The sequence below is a fragment of the Stappia indica genome (assembly GCF_020177335.1).
GTDB lineage: Bacteria > Pseudomonadota > Alphaproteobacteria > Rhizobiales > Stappiaceae > Stappia > Stappia indica_B.
The window spans coordinates 76369-89713 of the sequence record NZ_JAIVMG010000010.1; the positions used below are offsets into that span (position 1 = coordinate 76369).

A 13345-nucleotide genomic window follows, 5' to 3' on the forward strand; every position below is an offset into this window, starting at 1 on the left:
CAAGGGCCGGCCGCACCGGGTTTTACTGCCACCAGCCGTTCCGCAGTGAGGGCTGTTTTCGAGGTTATGACATGTCGGACACGATCAGACTGATTTCTCCGGTTGACGGGTCGCTCTATGCGGAGCGCCCGGTGGCAACCGGTGCCGAGATCGACGCGGCGGTCGCCGCCGCGCGCGAGGCCCAGGCCGACTGGGCGGCGCGGCCGATCGCCGAGCGCAGCGCGGCGGTGATGGCGGCGGTGGCCGCGCTGGAGACGATGAACGACGAGATCGTTCCCGAGCTGGCCTGGCAGATGGGCCGGCCGGTTCGCTATGGCGGCGAAATGAGCGGTACCCGCGAACGCGCCGGCTACATGGCGGAGATCGCCGAAGAGGCGTTGCAGCCGCGCCGCTACACCGACCGGCCCGGCTTCACCCGCTACGTCCGGCCGGTTCCGGTCGGGATCGTCATGGTGATCGCGCCGTGGAACTATCCCTTCATGACGGCGATCAACACCGTCGCTCCGGCGCTGATCGCCGGCAACACGGTGATCCTGAAACACGCCGCGCAGACCCTTCTGGTCGGCGAGCGGCTCGACCAGGCGTTCAAGGCCGCCGGCCTGCCGAAGGGGGTGTTCCAGAACATCGTCCTCGGCCATGCCCAGACCGAGGCGCTGCTGGCCTCCGGCCGGATCGACCACATCAACTTCACCGGATCGGTGGCCGGCGGACGGGCGATCGAGCGGGCGGCGGCGGGCACCTTCGCCACCCTCGGGCTGGAACTTGGCGGCAAGGATCCGGCCTATGTGCGCGCCGATGCCAATGTCGACTTCGCGGTGGAGAACCTTGCCGACGGCGCCTTCTACAACGCCGGCCAGTGCTGCTGCGGCATCGAGCGCGTCTATGTGCATGAATCGAAATATGACGCGGTGGTGGAGGGGATCGTCTCGGTGGCCCGCTCCTATGTGCTCGGCAATCCGCTTGACGAGGCGACCACGCTGGGGCCGATGGCGCAGGAACGCTTCGCCGCCTGGGTGCGCGAGCAGACCGCCGAAGCGCTGCGCAAGGGCGCGACGGCGTTGGTCGACAGCAGCGCGTTTGCCGCCGACAAGGCCGGCACTCCCTATATCGCGCCGCAGGTGCTGATCGATGTCGATCACCAGATGTCGGTGATGCGCGAGGAAAGCTTCGGTCCGGTGGTCGGCATCATGAAGGTGCGCAATGACGAAGAGGCCGTGGCGCTGATGAACGACAGCCCCTATGGCCTCACCGCCTCCGTCTGGACGGCGGACGAGGAGGCGGCGATTGCCATCGGCGACCAGCTGGAAACCGGCACCGTCTTCATGAACCGCTGCGACTATCTCGATCCGGCGCTGGTCTGGACCGGCGTCAAGGACACGGGCAAGGGCGCGGCCCTGTCGGAGCAGGGCTTCCTGTCGCTGACCCGGCCGAAGTCCTACCACCTGCGGGTTGCGACCTGACAGCTTTCCATCGCGCCGGGACGGGGCCGTCCCGGCGCGTCGTTTCTCTCCCCCTCTAGATGGTTTTTGCCAATGAGCACGCCTCCTTCCGTCAACTGGTCCTTCCCCACCGCCATCCGCTTCGGCGCCGGCCGCATTCAGGAGCTGGGCGGCTGTGCCGCCGAGCTTGGCATGAAGCGCCCGCTGCTGGTCACCGACCCGGGCCTTGCCAGGCTGCCGATGGTCGCCGAGGCGCTGGACATCCTGCGCGCGGCCGGCCTTGAGCCGGCGGTGTTCAGCGACATCAAGCCCAACCCCACCGGCGGCAATGTGGAGGCCGGCGTCGTCGCCTACCGCGCCGGTGGCCATGACGGCGTCATCGCCTTCGGCGGCGGCTCCGGCCTCGACGCGGGCAAGGTGATCGCCTTCATGTCCGGCCAGACCCGGCCGATGTGGGATTTCGAGGATATCGGCGACTGGTGGACCCGCGCCGATCCGGCCGGCATCGCGCCGATCATCGCCGTGCCGACCACGGCGGGCACCGGTTCGGAAGTGGGCCGTGCCGGCGTCATCACCAACGAGACCACCCACACCAAGAAGGTCATCTTCCATCCGAAGATGCTGCCGGCGGTGGTCATCTGCGATCCGGTGCTGACCACCGGCATGCCGCGCTACTTCACGGTCGGCACCGGCATGGATGCGCTTGCCCACTGCCTGGAAGCCTATTCCTCCACCTTTTATCACCCGATGGGCGACGGCATCGCCGTTGAGGGCATGCGTCTCGTCCTTGAGAACCTGAAGCGCGTGACCGAGGTGCCGGGCGATATCGTCGCCCGGGGCCACATGATGTCGGCGGCGGCGATGGGCGCGGTCGCCTTCCAGAAAGGGCTCGGCGCGATCCATGCGTTGTCCCATCCGGTGGGCGCGCTCTACGACACCCACCACGGCATGACCAACGCGGTGTTCATGCCCTATGTGATGGTGTTCAACCGTCCGGCAATCGAGACGAAGATCGACCGGCTGGCCGGTTATCTCGGCATCTCCGGCGGGTTCGACGGTGTGCTGAAGACCATTCTCGACCTTCGGGCGGAGCTCGATGTTCCCCATACGCTGGCCGGGCTGAATGTCGATGGGGGCCAGCGCGAGCGCATTGCGGAAATGGCGATCGTCGATCCGACCGCCGGCGGCAATCCGCTTGAACTGACCCTGGACGGGGCACGGGAGATCTTCGACCGGGCGCAGGAGGGGCGCCTCTAGGGCGGCACCGTTTGCCTCGGCGGGGCGCAATGGCGCGGTTTTTAGAGCGAAATCGGGCTTCCGTCCCGCCGGGTCGATTGACAGAGGGTCGCTTCCCCCCCTACATCCTGACGGCGCGCGTCTGGCGCGCCTTCACGGATATTCAGCGGGACAGGGCCAAATGAGTGACACGCGGATCGACCGCCGCTTCGCGGCATGCAAGGCAGCGAACCGGCCGGCACTGGTGACCTTCGTGACCGCCGGCGATCCGGATCTGGCCACTGCCCAGGCGATCCTTAATGCCCTGCCGGCCGCCGGCGCCGATGTCATCGAGCTGGGCATGCCTTTTTCCGATCCGATGGCCGAGGGCGTGCCGATCCAGCTTGCCAACCAGCGGGCCCTGGCCGGCGGTCAGACCATGGAGCGGACGCTCGACATGGTGCGGGCCTTCCGCAAGCACGACAATGACACGCCGATCGTGCTGATGGGTTATTACAATCCGATCTATGTGCGCGATCCCAAGGTGTTCGTTAAAACGGCGGTCGAGGCGGGCGTCGACGGGGTGATCATCGTCGACATCCCGCCGGAGGCCGATGACGAGCTGTGCCTGCCGGCACTGGACGCGGGCCTCAACTTCATCCGCCTGACCACGCCGACCACCGATGATGTGCGGCTGCCCACCGTGCTCGCCAATACCTCCGGTTTCGTTTATTACGTATCGGTGACCGGCATCACCGGGGCGACGATTTCCAGCCATGCGCGGGTTACCGACGCGGTGAAGCGGATCAAGGGTCACACCTCGCTGCCGGTTGCCGTCGGCTTCGGTGTCAAGACCGCCGAGGACGCGGCGGTGATCGGCCGGGATGCGGATGGCGTCGTGGTTGGTTCGGTTCTGGTCGACGCGGTGCGGACCAGCCTTGATGATGCCGGAAAGGCGACCGATAACACGGTGGAGGCTGTTGCCCGGCTGGTGCGTGAGCTGGCATCGGGCGTGGCCCGGGCCCGGAAGGGCTGACGAAACGGATCGGTGACCGGCACGCCTCCTGCTGCGGGCGCCGGGATACTTGCGGGATTGAAGGGCATGACGCGCCGTGACATAAGGCGCGCTCCCTGGTCAAGAAACGGACGGAAGCTGCCTTGAACTGGATCAACAACCTGGTGCGCCCGAAAATCCGCAACCTCCTGCAAAAGCGGGATGTTCCGGAAAATCTCTGGATCAAGTGCCCGGAGACCGGGGAGATGGTGTTCCACCGCGACCTGGAGGCCAACCAGTGGGTGGTGCCCAAATCCGGGGTGCATATGCGCATTCCCGGGCGCAAGCGGCTGGAACTGTTCTTCGACGATGGCGCGTTCGAGCTGGTGAAGACCCCCGAGGTCACCCAGGATCCGCTGAAGTTCCGCGATGAGAAGCGCTACACCGACCGGCTGCGCGATGCCCGCGCCAAGACCGGCCAGGAAGATGCGGTGCTGGTCGCCACCGGTGCGCTCAAGGGCATGCCGATGACCGCGGCGGTGCAGGATTTCGCCTTCATGGGCGGCTCCCTCGGCATGGCCGCCGGCGAGGCGGTGCTGGCCGGCATGGAAGCGGCGGTCGCGCGCAAGACTCCCTTCGTCATGTTCGCCGCATCCGGCGGCGCGCGGATGCAGGAAGGCATTCTGTCCCTGATGCAGATGCCGCGCACCACCGTCGGCGTGCAGATGCTGCGCGAGGCGGGGCTGCCCTATATCGTCGTTTTGACCAACCCGACCACCGGCGGCGTCACCGCCTCCTATGCGATGCTGGGCGATGTGCATATGGCCGAGCCGGGCGCGCTGATCGGCTTTGCCGGCCCGCGTGTCATCGAGCAGACGATCCGCGAGAAGCTGCCCGAGGGGTTCCAGCGCTCCGAATACCTGCATGATCACGGGATGGTCGACATGGTGGTCCATCGCCATGACCTGCCGGAAACGGTTGCCCGGGTCTGTGCGCTGCTGATGAAGACCCCGGTCACCGCGCCGGAGCCGGCGGAGCTGGACGACACGGAGACCGCTGCGCCGGAGACCGAGGCCGAGGCGGCGACGTCGCCGACCGAAGGCGCGGCCGAGGGCGGCAAGGCGTCCTCCGCCGCCTGAGGCGGGCCGGCCACGGGCTGAAAGGCCGGATTTGGCCGACATGGGCTGTCGGGATCGCGACATGGCCGGATCGGCCCTTGCCCGACCCGGCCGGGGTTCGCTATTGAAGTCCACCGGAAACCGGGCGGACGGCCTTTTCCCTCATCCTCATCGCGCGGCATCGAGCACTGTCACATGGACCAAGTCACCGCGATCCTCGACCGGCTGCTGGCCTTGCATCCGCGCGAAATCGACCTTTCGCTCGGCCGGCTGGAGCGGCTCCTGCGCGCGCTCGGCAATCCGGAGCAGCGCGTGCCGCCGGTGATCCATATCACCGGAACCAACGGCAAGGGCTCGACCACCGCGATCATGCGGGCGATCCTGGAGGCGGCCGGGCGCAAGGTCCATGTCTACACCTCGCCCCATCTCGTCTCCTTCAACGAACGGATCCGGCTGGCGGGAGAGCTGGTCAGCGATGAACGGCTGATCGACGCGCTGGACCGGTGCGAGCAGGCCAATGCCGGCGCCGAGATCACCTTTTTCGAGGTCACCACCGCCGCGGCGATGCTGCTGTTTTCCGAAGAGCCGGCGGATATCCTGCTGTTGGAGGTCGGGCTCGGCGGGAGGCTCGATGCCACCAATGTCATCAAGGCGCCGCTCGCCAGCGTGATCACGCCGCTGTCGATGGACCATGAACGCTATCTCGGCGCGGCCCTGACCGATATCGCCTTCGAAAAGGCCGGGATCCTGAAGCCCGGCGCTCCGGCGGTGATCGCGCCGCAGCCGGAGGAAGCTGCCGCGGTCATTGCCGAGGTCGCGGCGGATCGCGGCGCCGACCTGACCCTGTTCGGTCAGGATTTCACCGCCTATGAGGAAAACGGCCGCTTCACCTATCAGGATGAGGCTGGCCTTCTCGACCTGCCCCGTCCCCGGCTCGCCGGCCGGCACCAGATCATCAATGCCGGCATGGCGATTGCCGCGCTGCGCTGCGCCGGCTGCCTGCCGGAGGTCGCGGCCATCGAGCAGGGGCTTTCCTCGGTCGACTGGCCGGGCCGCCTGCAGCCGCTGACGCGCGGGCCGGTGGTCGATCTGTGCCCGGATGGTGCGGAAGTCTGGCTCGATGGCGGTCACAACCCGGGCGCCAGCACGGCCATTGCCGCCTTCATCGGCGAGCAGGAAGAACGTGATGCGCGCCCGCTCTATCTTGTCACCGGCATGCTGAAGACCAAGGACCCGGTGGGCTTTTTTGCCCCTTACGCCGGTCTTGCCCGGCATGTGGCGACCGTGCCGCTGGTCAGCAGCGCCGTTTTCCGCGAGCCGGAGGAGCTGGTGCAGGCGGCGCGCGCGGCCGGGCTCGACGCCACGCCCTTTGCCGGTCTGGAGGCGGCGCTGGGCAGCATCGTCATCGCGTCGCACGACGATCCGGAGCCGCCACGGGTGCTGATCTGCGGCTCGCTCTATCTGGTGGGCGAGGTGCTGGCGCTGAACGGCATGCGGCCGGTTTGACGCGGTACGCTGCTGGCGCCGGGCGTCAGAGCTTGCGCAGCCGCACTTCGTTGATCGCGTGGGTCTCGATCTTGCTGAGGATCAGGTCGGCGCGCGGACGGGTCGGCAGGATGTTTTCGTTCAGGTTGACGAGGTTGATTTCAGCCCAGAGCGCCTCGGCGATGGCCAGCGCGTCCTCGTCGCTGGCCATTGCGTATTTGTTGAAATAGGAGCCGGGATCGCGGAACGCCGTCTCGCGCAGGCGCATGAAGCGGGAGATGTACCACTCGTGCAGCACCTCCTCTTCGGCGTCGATATAGATCGAGAAGTCGAAGAAATCGGAGACGAAGGGCACGGCCTTGCCGTCGCGCGGCAGGTTCGAGGTCTGAAGGACATTGAGCCCTTCAAGGATCAGGATGTCCGGCCGGTCGACGATCACGTGCTGGCCCGGCATCACATCGTAGTAGAAGTGGGAGTAGACTGGCGCCTGGACGTTGCGCCTGCCCGCCTTCAGGTCCGACAGGAACTTCAGCAGCGCCGGCCGGTCGTAGCTTTCGGGAAAGCCCTTGCGGCGCATCAGGCCTTCGGCTTCCAGCACCGAATTGGGATAGAGGAACCCGTCGGTGGTGACGAGGTCGACCTTGGGGCTGGCCGGCCAGCGGGCGAGCAGCGCCTGCAAGAGGCGGGCGGTGGTCGACTTTCCCACGGCAACCGAGCCGGCGATGCCGATGATGAACGGGTTCTTGCCGTCGTTGCTGCCCAGGAACCGGTTGGTTGCCCGGTGCAGTTGCTGGGTCGCCTCCACATAGAAGGCGAGCAGCCGCGACAGCGGCAAAAGGATCGATTCCACCTGGGCGATGGACACCGGGTCGTTGAGGCTCTGGAGCTGACGCACTTCCTTGCTGGTCAGCGTCATCGGCGTATCGGCGCGGAGCCGGGCCCATTCGCTTTCGCTGAAGACGCGGTAAGGTGACAGCTCTTCCTCGCTCACCTTGATCAGACTGTGTTCCATGTCGAAAGCGGCGCCCCGATGCGCGTTGCGTTTGGCCCGGTGACCCGGGCCGGATTATTCGGGCGGACGGGCGGCCTTTTCCGCCAGTCCGCTCTGGGCGGTGCGCCGGTCAAGCTCCGCCATCACCTCGTCCAGCGACACGCCGCGCGCGCGCATCAGGACCAGCAGATGATACAGCAGGTCCGCCACTTCGCCGGTCAGCCCTTCGCGGTCGTTCTCGACGGCGGCGATCGCGGCCTCCACCGCTTCCTCGCCGACCTTCTGCGCGATCTTGCCCACGCCCTTTTGCATGAGCTTGCGCGTATAGGAGCCAGCGTCGTCGCTGGCCGCGCGCGCCGCGATAATGCGGTCGAGATCGGAAAGTGTGAAGCCGGTCATTGGTCTGATGGTCCGCCGCTGTCGGTAAGAGTCTGCATGCCCGCTAGGCGTCGAGACGCATGGGAATGCCCGCGCGCGCCATATGTGTCTTGGTCTCGCCGATGGTATGGGTGCCGAAATGGAAGATCGAGGCGGCCAGAACGGCGGTGGCATGGCCGTCGCGGATGCCTTCGACCATGTGATCGAGGGTGCCGACGCCGCCCGAGGCGATCACCGGTACGGAGACCGCATCGGCAATGGCGCGGGTCAGGGCGATGTTGAAGCCCAGCTTGGTGCCGTCCCGATCCATCGAGGTGACCAGCAGCTCGCCGGCACCGAGCTCGACCGCCTGCCGGGCAAAGGCGATGGCGTCGATGCCGGTGGCCGTGCGCCCGCCATGGGTGAAGATCTCGAACCGCTCCGGCTCGCCGGGGGCGTTGACCTGCTTGGCGTCGATCGAGACGACGATGCACTGGGAGCCGAATTTCTCCGCCGCCTCGCGGATGAACTGCGGATTCTTCACGGCGGCGGTGTTGATCGACACCTTGTCCGCGCCGGCGATCAGGAGCTTGCGGATATCCTCCACGCTGCGCACGCCGCCGCCGACGGTCAGCGGCATGAAGCAGGCTTCGGCGGTGCGCCGCACCACGTCGAAGATCGTGTCGCGGCCCTCATGGCTGGCCGTGATGTCGAGGAAGCACAATTCGTCGGCGCCGGCCGCGTCATAGGCCTTGGCCGCCTCCACCGGATCGCCGGCATCGACCAGATTGACGAAGTTCACGCCCTTGACGACGCGGCCGTCCTTGACGTCGAGGCAGGGGATGACACGGGCTTTCAGCATCTCGGCGAGGCCTTCGGTATTTTTCGCGGGTGCAGCATAACGCCCAGTGGGGCAGGTGCAAAGCCGGGAAAGGATGAAAATGCGTGCGGCCCTTCCCGGCGGGGCGTCGATGTCAGGCGTTGCCTTGGGGGGCGCCGAGCAGGCGCAGCGCCGCCGCCGGGTCCAGACGCCCGTCATAGAGCGCCCGTCCGGTGATCGCGCCTTCCAGCACGGCGCAGTCGTCGGTCGCAAGCCGCTCCACATCGGCGATCGAGGCAAGGCCGCCGGAGGCGATCACCGGGATCGCCGTTGCTGCGGCCAGCTCCAGCGTTGCCTCCCAGTTGATGCCCTTGAGAATGCCGTCCCGGTCGATATCGGTGTAGATGATCGCGGCAACGCCCGCGTCCTCGAAGCGGCGGGCGAGGTCGATGGCGGTCAGCTCGGCCGTTTCCGCCCAGCCTTCCACCGCGACCTTGCCGCCGCGCGCGTCGATGCCGACGGCGATCTTGCCCGGGAAACGGGCGCAGGCCGTCTTGACCAGCTCCGGATCACGCACGGCCACCGTGCCGAGGATCACCCGGGCAATGCCCTTGTCCAGCCAGGCGGCGATCTGGTCGAGAGTGCGGATGCCGCCGCCGAGCTGCACCGGATTGGTGGTCGCCGACAGGATCGCATCCACCGCCGCGCCATTGCGGCTTTCTCCCGCGAAGGCGCCGTCGAGATCGACCACATGCAGCCAGTGGAAGCCCTGGTCCTGGAAGCTGCGGGCCTGGGCGGCGGGATCGTCGTTGAAGACGGTCGCCTGGTCCATGTCGCCGAGTTTCAGGCGCACGCACTGGCCACCCTTCAGGTCGATGGCGGGAAAGAGGATCGGCATGATGGTGTTCCGGTTGGACGGCGGCGCGCTTCAGGGCGCCCAGTTGAGGAAATTGGCGATGACGGCGAGGCCCAGTGCCTGGCTCTTTTCCGGGTGGAACTGGGTGCCGACCATGGTGTCGCGGGCGACAATGGCGGTCAGCGGTCCGCCGTAGTCGCTGGTGGCGATCACCTGCGACGGATCGCTGGCCTTGAGCTGGTAGGAATGGACGAAATAGGCGTGCAGCCCGTCAGGTCCGGTGTCGATGCCCGTGAGCAGCGGATGATCGTTGGTCACGTCCAGCGTGTTCCAGCCCATGTGCGGGATCTTCAGGGCCGGGTCGCTCGGGGTGATTGCGGTGACGTCGCCGGGGATCCAGCCGAATCCCTCGGTGGTCTCGAATTCCAGGCCACGGCTGGCCATCAGCTGCATGCCGACGCAGATGCCGAAGAACGGACGCCCCTTTTCGGTGACCGCCTCGACCAGCGCCTCTTCCATGCCATCGACCGCCTTGAGACCGCGCTGGCAATCGGCGAAGGCGCCGACCCCCGGCAGAACGATCCGGTCGGCGGAGGCGACCACCGCCGGATCGGCGGTGACCCGCACCTTCGCCGCCACCCGATGGCCGCGCGCGGCCCGTTCGAACGCCTTTTCGGCGGAGCGCAGGTTGCCCGATCCATAGTCGATGATAGCGATCAGCATGGGTGTTCGATCCGTCTTGCGGGCCCGGTCGGCAAGGGCGTGTCTGGGTGAAAGGGAGCGGTCAGCGTCGATGCGGGCCGAAACTGAGGCCGACGACCTGTTCGCCGCCGATCCGGGGGGCGCTCGCCGGGGCCGGGCGTGCCGGCGATGGCGGCACGGGCGAGGGCGATACGGGAGGCCTGGCCGCGATCCTGCCGGCCAGCCCGGCGAAGAAGCGGACCTCCGCCGCCTCGCGGCTGGAACCCTCGACCATGGCAACCGGTTGCCAGCCGCGCCGTTCCAGCGTCCAGCGGCGCAGGCCATTGGCCTCCAGCGCAAACAGGAGGGCGAACAGCAGCCCGGTGACGCCCGGCGCGATGCCGCCGACAAGGCGCGAGGTGGCCTCCAGCACCAGGACGATGACGAGGTAGCCGATCAGCACCAGCCACAACCGGTGCCATAGGCTCCAGATGACGCTGAAGAACAGGGCCGGCCAGCAAAAGCCTTCCTTGACGAAAACCGCCCGTTCGAGGTCCGCCTCAATCGGCGCCTCGCTGTGGCTGCCCGGTGGCAGCAAGACGGAATAGATCGCCATCGGTTTCCCCTTTGCCTCAGCCGCCAAGCTGCCCCTTGGTGGAGGGAACGCGCCCGCTCTGGCGCGGGTCGGGCTCGACCGCCTTGCGCAGGCAGCGGGCCACCGCCTTGAAGCAGGTCTCGGCGATGTGGTGGCAGTTGCTGCCGGTCAGGTTGGCAATATGCAGGGTGATGCCCGCATTCATCGCAAAGGCCCGGAAGAACTCCTCGAACAACTCCGTGTCGAAGTCGCCGACCTTGTCACGCGGAAACTCCACGTCCCAGACAAGGAACGGCCGGCCGGAAACGTCGAGGGCGCAGCGGGTCAGCGCCTCGTCCATCGCCAGATGGCAATCGGCGTAACGGGCAATGCCGGTCATGTCGCCGAGCGCGCTGCGCAGGCTCTGACCAAGGGCAATGCCGACATCCTCGGCGGTGTGGTGAAAGTCGATATGGGTGTCGCCCTTGGCGCGGATCGTCATGTCGATCAGCGAATGGCGCGACAGCTGCTCCAGCATGTGGTCGAGAAAGCCGACCCCGGTGGCGATATCGAACCGCCCGGTGCCGTCCAGCTCGATGGTCACGCTGATGTCGGTTTCCTTGGTGGCGCGCGTCGTGGTCGCGGTCCGCATGACGCAGAATTCCTTCTTGTGGTGGCCGTTGCGGCGGAACGGCCCTGCCTTGTATCAGGCTGCCGGGAACAAGGAAATACCCGCCTGCGCGGCCAATCGCATGAGCGGCCTCTGGTCAGCGGGCGATGACGGGCGTATGAGGGGGCATTCCCGACCGACCTCTGCCCCAAGGAGACCGCCCATGCAGCCGCAGGCCACACCGCCCGCCCGCCGTTTCGCGCCGACCAGCGCGCGCTCCCGTCTGATCCTCGGTCTCGACGTGCCCACCGTCGAGGAAGCACGTGAGATCGTGCGCCAGACCGAAGGTGCGGTCGGCACCTACAAGATCGGCATGCAGTTGCAGTTCGCCGGCGGGCTCGCCTTCGCGCAGGAACTGGCCGAGGCCGGGCACAGTGTCTTCCTTGACGTGAAACTGCTCGACATCGACAACACGGTGGCCAAGGCGGTTGCCAATATCGCGAAGATGGGTGTTCGCTTCGTCACCATCCACGCCTATCCGAAGGCCATGCGTGCAGCCGTTGGCGCGTTGGAGGAAGCCGGGGGCGATCTGTGCCTGCTTGGGGTGACGGTGCTGACCTCGATGGACCAGCCGGACCTTGCGGCGGCCGGTTACGCCGGCGGCGTTGTCGATCTGGTGCGCACCCGGGCGGCGGATGCCCGCGCGGCCCATATGGGCGGCATCGTCTGCTCGCCGCAGGAGGTGGGCAGCCTGCGCACTGTTCTGGGGTCGGATCTGGTGACCGTCACCCCGGGCATCCGCCCGGCCGGCAGTGAAGCGGGCGACCAGAAGCGCATCATGACCCCGGCGGATGCGATCCGTGCCGGGGCCGATTATCTGGTGGTGGCCCGGCCGATCCTGACTGCGCCTGACCGGCGGGCCGCCGCCGAGGCGATTGTCGCGGATATCGAAGCTGCCATCTGAGGCGATGAAGCGGGAGGGCCGGGTGTCTCCGGTCCGCCCGCTCAGACCACGTTGATTTCCTGCACCGGGCGGTTGGCGGCGATCCGCTCGAAGGCCAGCTCGGAGAGGTCGAGGCTGCGGTAGCCACCATGGGCGATATGCTCGGCAAGACCCCGGCCGACGGCGGGGGCCTGTTGCAGCCCATGCCCGGAAAAACCGGTGCACAGATAGAAGCCGGGCAGGGCATCGACCGGGCCGAGAATGGCGTTGTGGTCGAACAGGTTCATGTCGTAGTGCCCGGCCCAGGCAGCCCCCGGCTTGATTGCCTCGAAGGCGGGAATGCGGGTGGCGAGCGTCGGCCACAGATGTTCTTCGAAGAAGCCGTGATCCACCTCGAAATCGGTGCAATCCGGGTCCTCGGCTTCCGGCGGCGCCGAGCCGCAGAGAAAGCCGGTGCCCTCGGGCCGCACATAGGTGCCGTTCGGGTCGATCAGCAGCGGGCAGCCCGGAACCTGTTCGCGGCAGTCGAAGGTGAAGATCATCCGCTTGCGGCAATGCACCGGAATGTCGATGCTCAGATCAGCGGCAAGCCGCGTCGCGCCGCTGGCGCCGGCGGCGTTGACCAGCGTGCCGCAGGACACGGTGGAGCCATCCTCCAGCGTCAGCCGGAAGCCTGAGCCGTCCCGTTCCGCCTTGGCGACACCGGAGCCGTGATAGGGAACGCCAAGCGCACGCGCCTTGCCGCGAAACGCCTGCATCAGCCCGTAGCCGTCGAACCAGCCCTCGCCGCTGCGTCCCCAGCATCCGGCGGCGATGTCCTCCACATTGAGCCAGGGAAACTGCCGGGTGAGCGCATCCGGTTCGAGGAAGGCGATGTCGGCGCCGAGCCGGGTCTGAAGCGCATGGTTGCGCTCCAGGATCTCCCGCTTGTCGGCGGTGGCGAGAAACAGATAGCCGCCCTCGTGCAGGTCCACCGTCGGCCGGGTGTCCGCCGTGGCGAGGTGGGTGCCGATCTCGCGCAGGAAGGCGACGCCATAAAGCGAGATTTCGATGTTGATGGCGCTGGAAAACTGCTGCCGTACCGAGGCGGCGGAAAGCGCCGAGGCGCAATACTGGTAGGTCGGGTCCTTTTCCAGCACCAGAACGGAGCCGGAAAACGCCGGGTCCATCGCAAGATGGCAGGCGATCGAGGAGCCCATTGCCGCGCCGCCGACGATGGCGACGTCTACGCTGCGGTCAGCCATGCAGGAAGAAACCCTTGA

General features: G+C 67.1%; 14 protein-coding genes. 6 read left to right on the top strand and 8 right to left on the bottom strand.

What is annotated here, in order from left to right; all coding sequences use genetic code 11:
• Nucleotides 1–71 precede the first annotated feature (71 nt).
• The 5 genes from LC062_RS14370 to LC062_RS14390 all read left to right on the top strand — a co-directional run bounded on the left by LC062_RS14370 (nt 72) and on the right by LC062_RS14390 (nt 6272).
• Nucleotides 72–1460: an aldehyde dehydrogenase family protein gene (locus LC062_RS14370; RefSeq protein WP_224911727.1), complete on the top strand. Its 1389-nt coding sequence runs from the start codon at nt 72–74 to the stop codon at nt 1458–1460.
• 72 nt (nt 1461–1532) lie between these two features.
• Complete coding sequence (locus tag LC062_RS14375; RefSeq protein WP_224911728.1) at nt 1533–2696, top strand: iron-containing alcohol dehydrogenase; 1164 nt, start codon at nt 1533–1535, stop codon at nt 2694–2696.
• 160 nt (nt 2697–2856) lie between these two features.
• Nucleotides 2857–3690 carry a tryptophan synthase subunit alpha gene (trpA, locus tag LC062_RS14380; RefSeq protein ID WP_224911729.1) on the top strand — a complete coding sequence of 278 codons (834 nt, stop codon included), beginning with the start codon at nt 2857–2859 and terminating at the stop codon, nt 3688–3690.
• 122 nt (nt 3691–3812) lie between these two features.
• Entirely contained in the window at nt 3813–4787 is a 975-nt protein-coding gene (gene accD, locus LC062_RS14385; RefSeq protein ID WP_224911730.1) for an acetyl-CoA carboxylase, carboxyltransferase subunit beta, read from the top strand.
• A 174-nt stretch (nt 4788–4961) separates the two neighbouring features.
• On the top strand, nt 4962–6272 hold the full coding sequence (locus LC062_RS14390; RefSeq protein ID WP_224911731.1) for a bifunctional folylpolyglutamate synthase/dihydrofolate synthase: 1311 nt from the start codon (nt 4962–4964) through the stop codon (nt 6270–6272).
• Between the two features lie 25 nt (nt 6273–6297).
• Here LC062_RS14390 and coaA read toward each other — a convergent pair whose 3' ends face one another.
• From coaA to hisB, 7 genes are all read right to left on the bottom strand, one after another.
• The gene (coaA, locus tag LC062_RS14395; protein ID WP_224911732.1) at nt 6298–7263 is read right to left on the bottom strand and encodes a type I pantothenate kinase; all 966 of its coding nucleotides are present in this window, start codon (nt 7261–7263) and stop codon (nt 6298–6300) included.
• Nucleotides 7264–7317: 54 nt separating this feature from the next.
• Nucleotides 7318–7641, bottom strand: coding sequence for a phosphoribosyl-ATP diphosphatase (locus LC062_RS14400; RefSeq protein ID WP_224911733.1), 324 nt, complete (start codon nt 7639–7641; stop codon nt 7318–7320).
• A gap of 43 nt (nt 7642–7684) precedes the next feature.
• Nucleotides 7685–8461, bottom strand: coding sequence for an imidazole glycerol phosphate synthase subunit HisF (gene hisF, locus LC062_RS14405; RefSeq protein WP_224911734.1), 777 nt, complete (start codon nt 8459–8461; stop codon nt 7685–7687).
• 112 nt (nt 8462–8573) lie between these two features.
• A complete protein-coding gene (hisA, locus tag LC062_RS14410; RefSeq protein ID WP_224911735.1) occupies nt 8574–9317 on the bottom strand; it encodes a 1-(5-phosphoribosyl)-5-[(5-phosphoribosylamino)methylideneamino]imidazole-4-carboxamide isomerase in 744 nt (247 codons plus the stop codon).
• Nucleotides 9318–9347: 30 nt separating this feature from the next.
• The gene (hisH, locus tag LC062_RS14415) at nt 9348–9998 is read right to left on the bottom strand and encodes an imidazole glycerol phosphate synthase subunit HisH (protein WP_224911736.1); all 651 of its coding nucleotides are present in this window, start codon (nt 9996–9998) and stop codon (nt 9348–9350) included.
• A 61-nt stretch (nt 9999–10059) separates the two neighbouring features.
• Nucleotides 10060–10572 carry a DUF2628 domain-containing protein gene (locus tag LC062_RS14420; RefSeq protein WP_224911737.1) on the bottom strand — a complete coding sequence of 171 codons (513 nt, stop codon included), beginning with the start codon at nt 10570–10572 and terminating at the stop codon, nt 10060–10062.
• Nucleotides 10573–10588: 16 nt separating this feature from the next.
• Nucleotides 10589–11182: an imidazoleglycerol-phosphate dehydratase HisB gene (hisB, locus tag LC062_RS14425; protein ID WP_224911738.1), complete on the bottom strand. Its 594-nt coding sequence runs from the start codon at nt 11180–11182 to the stop codon at nt 10589–10591.
• 181 nt (nt 11183–11363) lie between these two features.
• Between hisB and pyrF the strand changes: the two genes are divergently transcribed.
• A complete protein-coding gene (gene pyrF, locus LC062_RS14430) occupies nt 11364–12104 on the top strand; it encodes an orotidine-5'-phosphate decarboxylase (protein ID WP_224911739.1) in 741 nt (246 codons plus the stop codon).
• 41 nt (nt 12105–12145) lie between these two features.
• Here pyrF and LC062_RS14435 read toward each other — a convergent pair whose 3' ends face one another.
• Complete coding sequence (locus LC062_RS14435; protein ID WP_224911740.1) at nt 12146–13327, bottom strand: NAD(P)/FAD-dependent oxidoreductase; 1182 nt, start codon at nt 13325–13327, stop codon at nt 12146–12148.
• Between the last annotated feature and the right edge of the window lie 18 nt (nt 13328–13345).

Bases quoted from the DNA above. Each gene is read 5' to 3' on its own strand.
- LC062_RS14370 (WP_224911727.1), top strand. From the start codon at position 72: ATGTCGGACACGATCAGACTGATTTCTCCGGTTGACGGGTCGCTCTAT.
- trpA (WP_224911729.1), top strand. From the start codon at position 2,857: ATGAGTGACACGCGGATCGACCGCCGCTTCGCGGCATGCAAGGCAGCG.
- LC062_RS14375 (WP_224911728.1), top strand. From the start codon at position 1,533: ATGAGCACGCCTCCTTCCGTCAACTGGTCCTTCCCCACCGCCATCCGC.
- hisA (WP_224911735.1), bottom strand. From the start codon at position 9,317: ATGCCGATCCTCTTTCCCGCCATCGACCTGAAGGGTGGCCAGTGCGTG.
- hisB (WP_224911738.1), bottom strand. From the start codon at position 11,182: ATGCGGACCGCGACCACGACGCGCGCCACCAAGGAAACCGACATCAGC.
- hisH (WP_224911736.1), bottom strand. From the start codon at position 9,998: ATGCTGATCGCTATCATCGACTATGGATCGGGCAACCTGCGCTCCGCC.
- LC062_RS14390 (WP_224911731.1), top strand. From the start codon at position 4,962: ATGGACCAAGTCACCGCGATCCTCGACCGGCTGCTGGCCTTGCATCCG.
- LC062_RS14435 (WP_224911740.1), bottom strand. From the start codon at position 13,327: ATGGCTGACCGCAGCGTAGACGTCGCCATCGTCGGCGGCGCGGCAATG.
- pyrF (WP_224911739.1), top strand. From the start codon at position 11,364: ATGCAGCCGCAGGCCACACCGCCCGCCCGCCGTTTCGCGCCGACCAGC.
- LC062_RS14420 (WP_224911737.1), bottom strand. From the start codon at position 10,572: ATGGCGATCTATTCCGTCTTGCTGCCACCGGGCAGCCACAGCGAGGCG.
- LC062_RS14400 (WP_224911733.1), bottom strand. From the start codon at position 7,641: ATGACCGGCTTCACACTTTCCGATCTCGACCGCATTATCGCGGCGCGC.
- coaA (WP_224911732.1), bottom strand. From the start codon at position 7,263: ATGGAACACAGTCTGATCAAGGTGAGCGAGGAAGAGCTGTCACCTTAC.
- hisF (WP_224911734.1), bottom strand. From the start codon at position 8,461: ATGCTGAAAGCCCGTGTCATCCCCTGCCTCGACGTCAAGGACGGCCGC.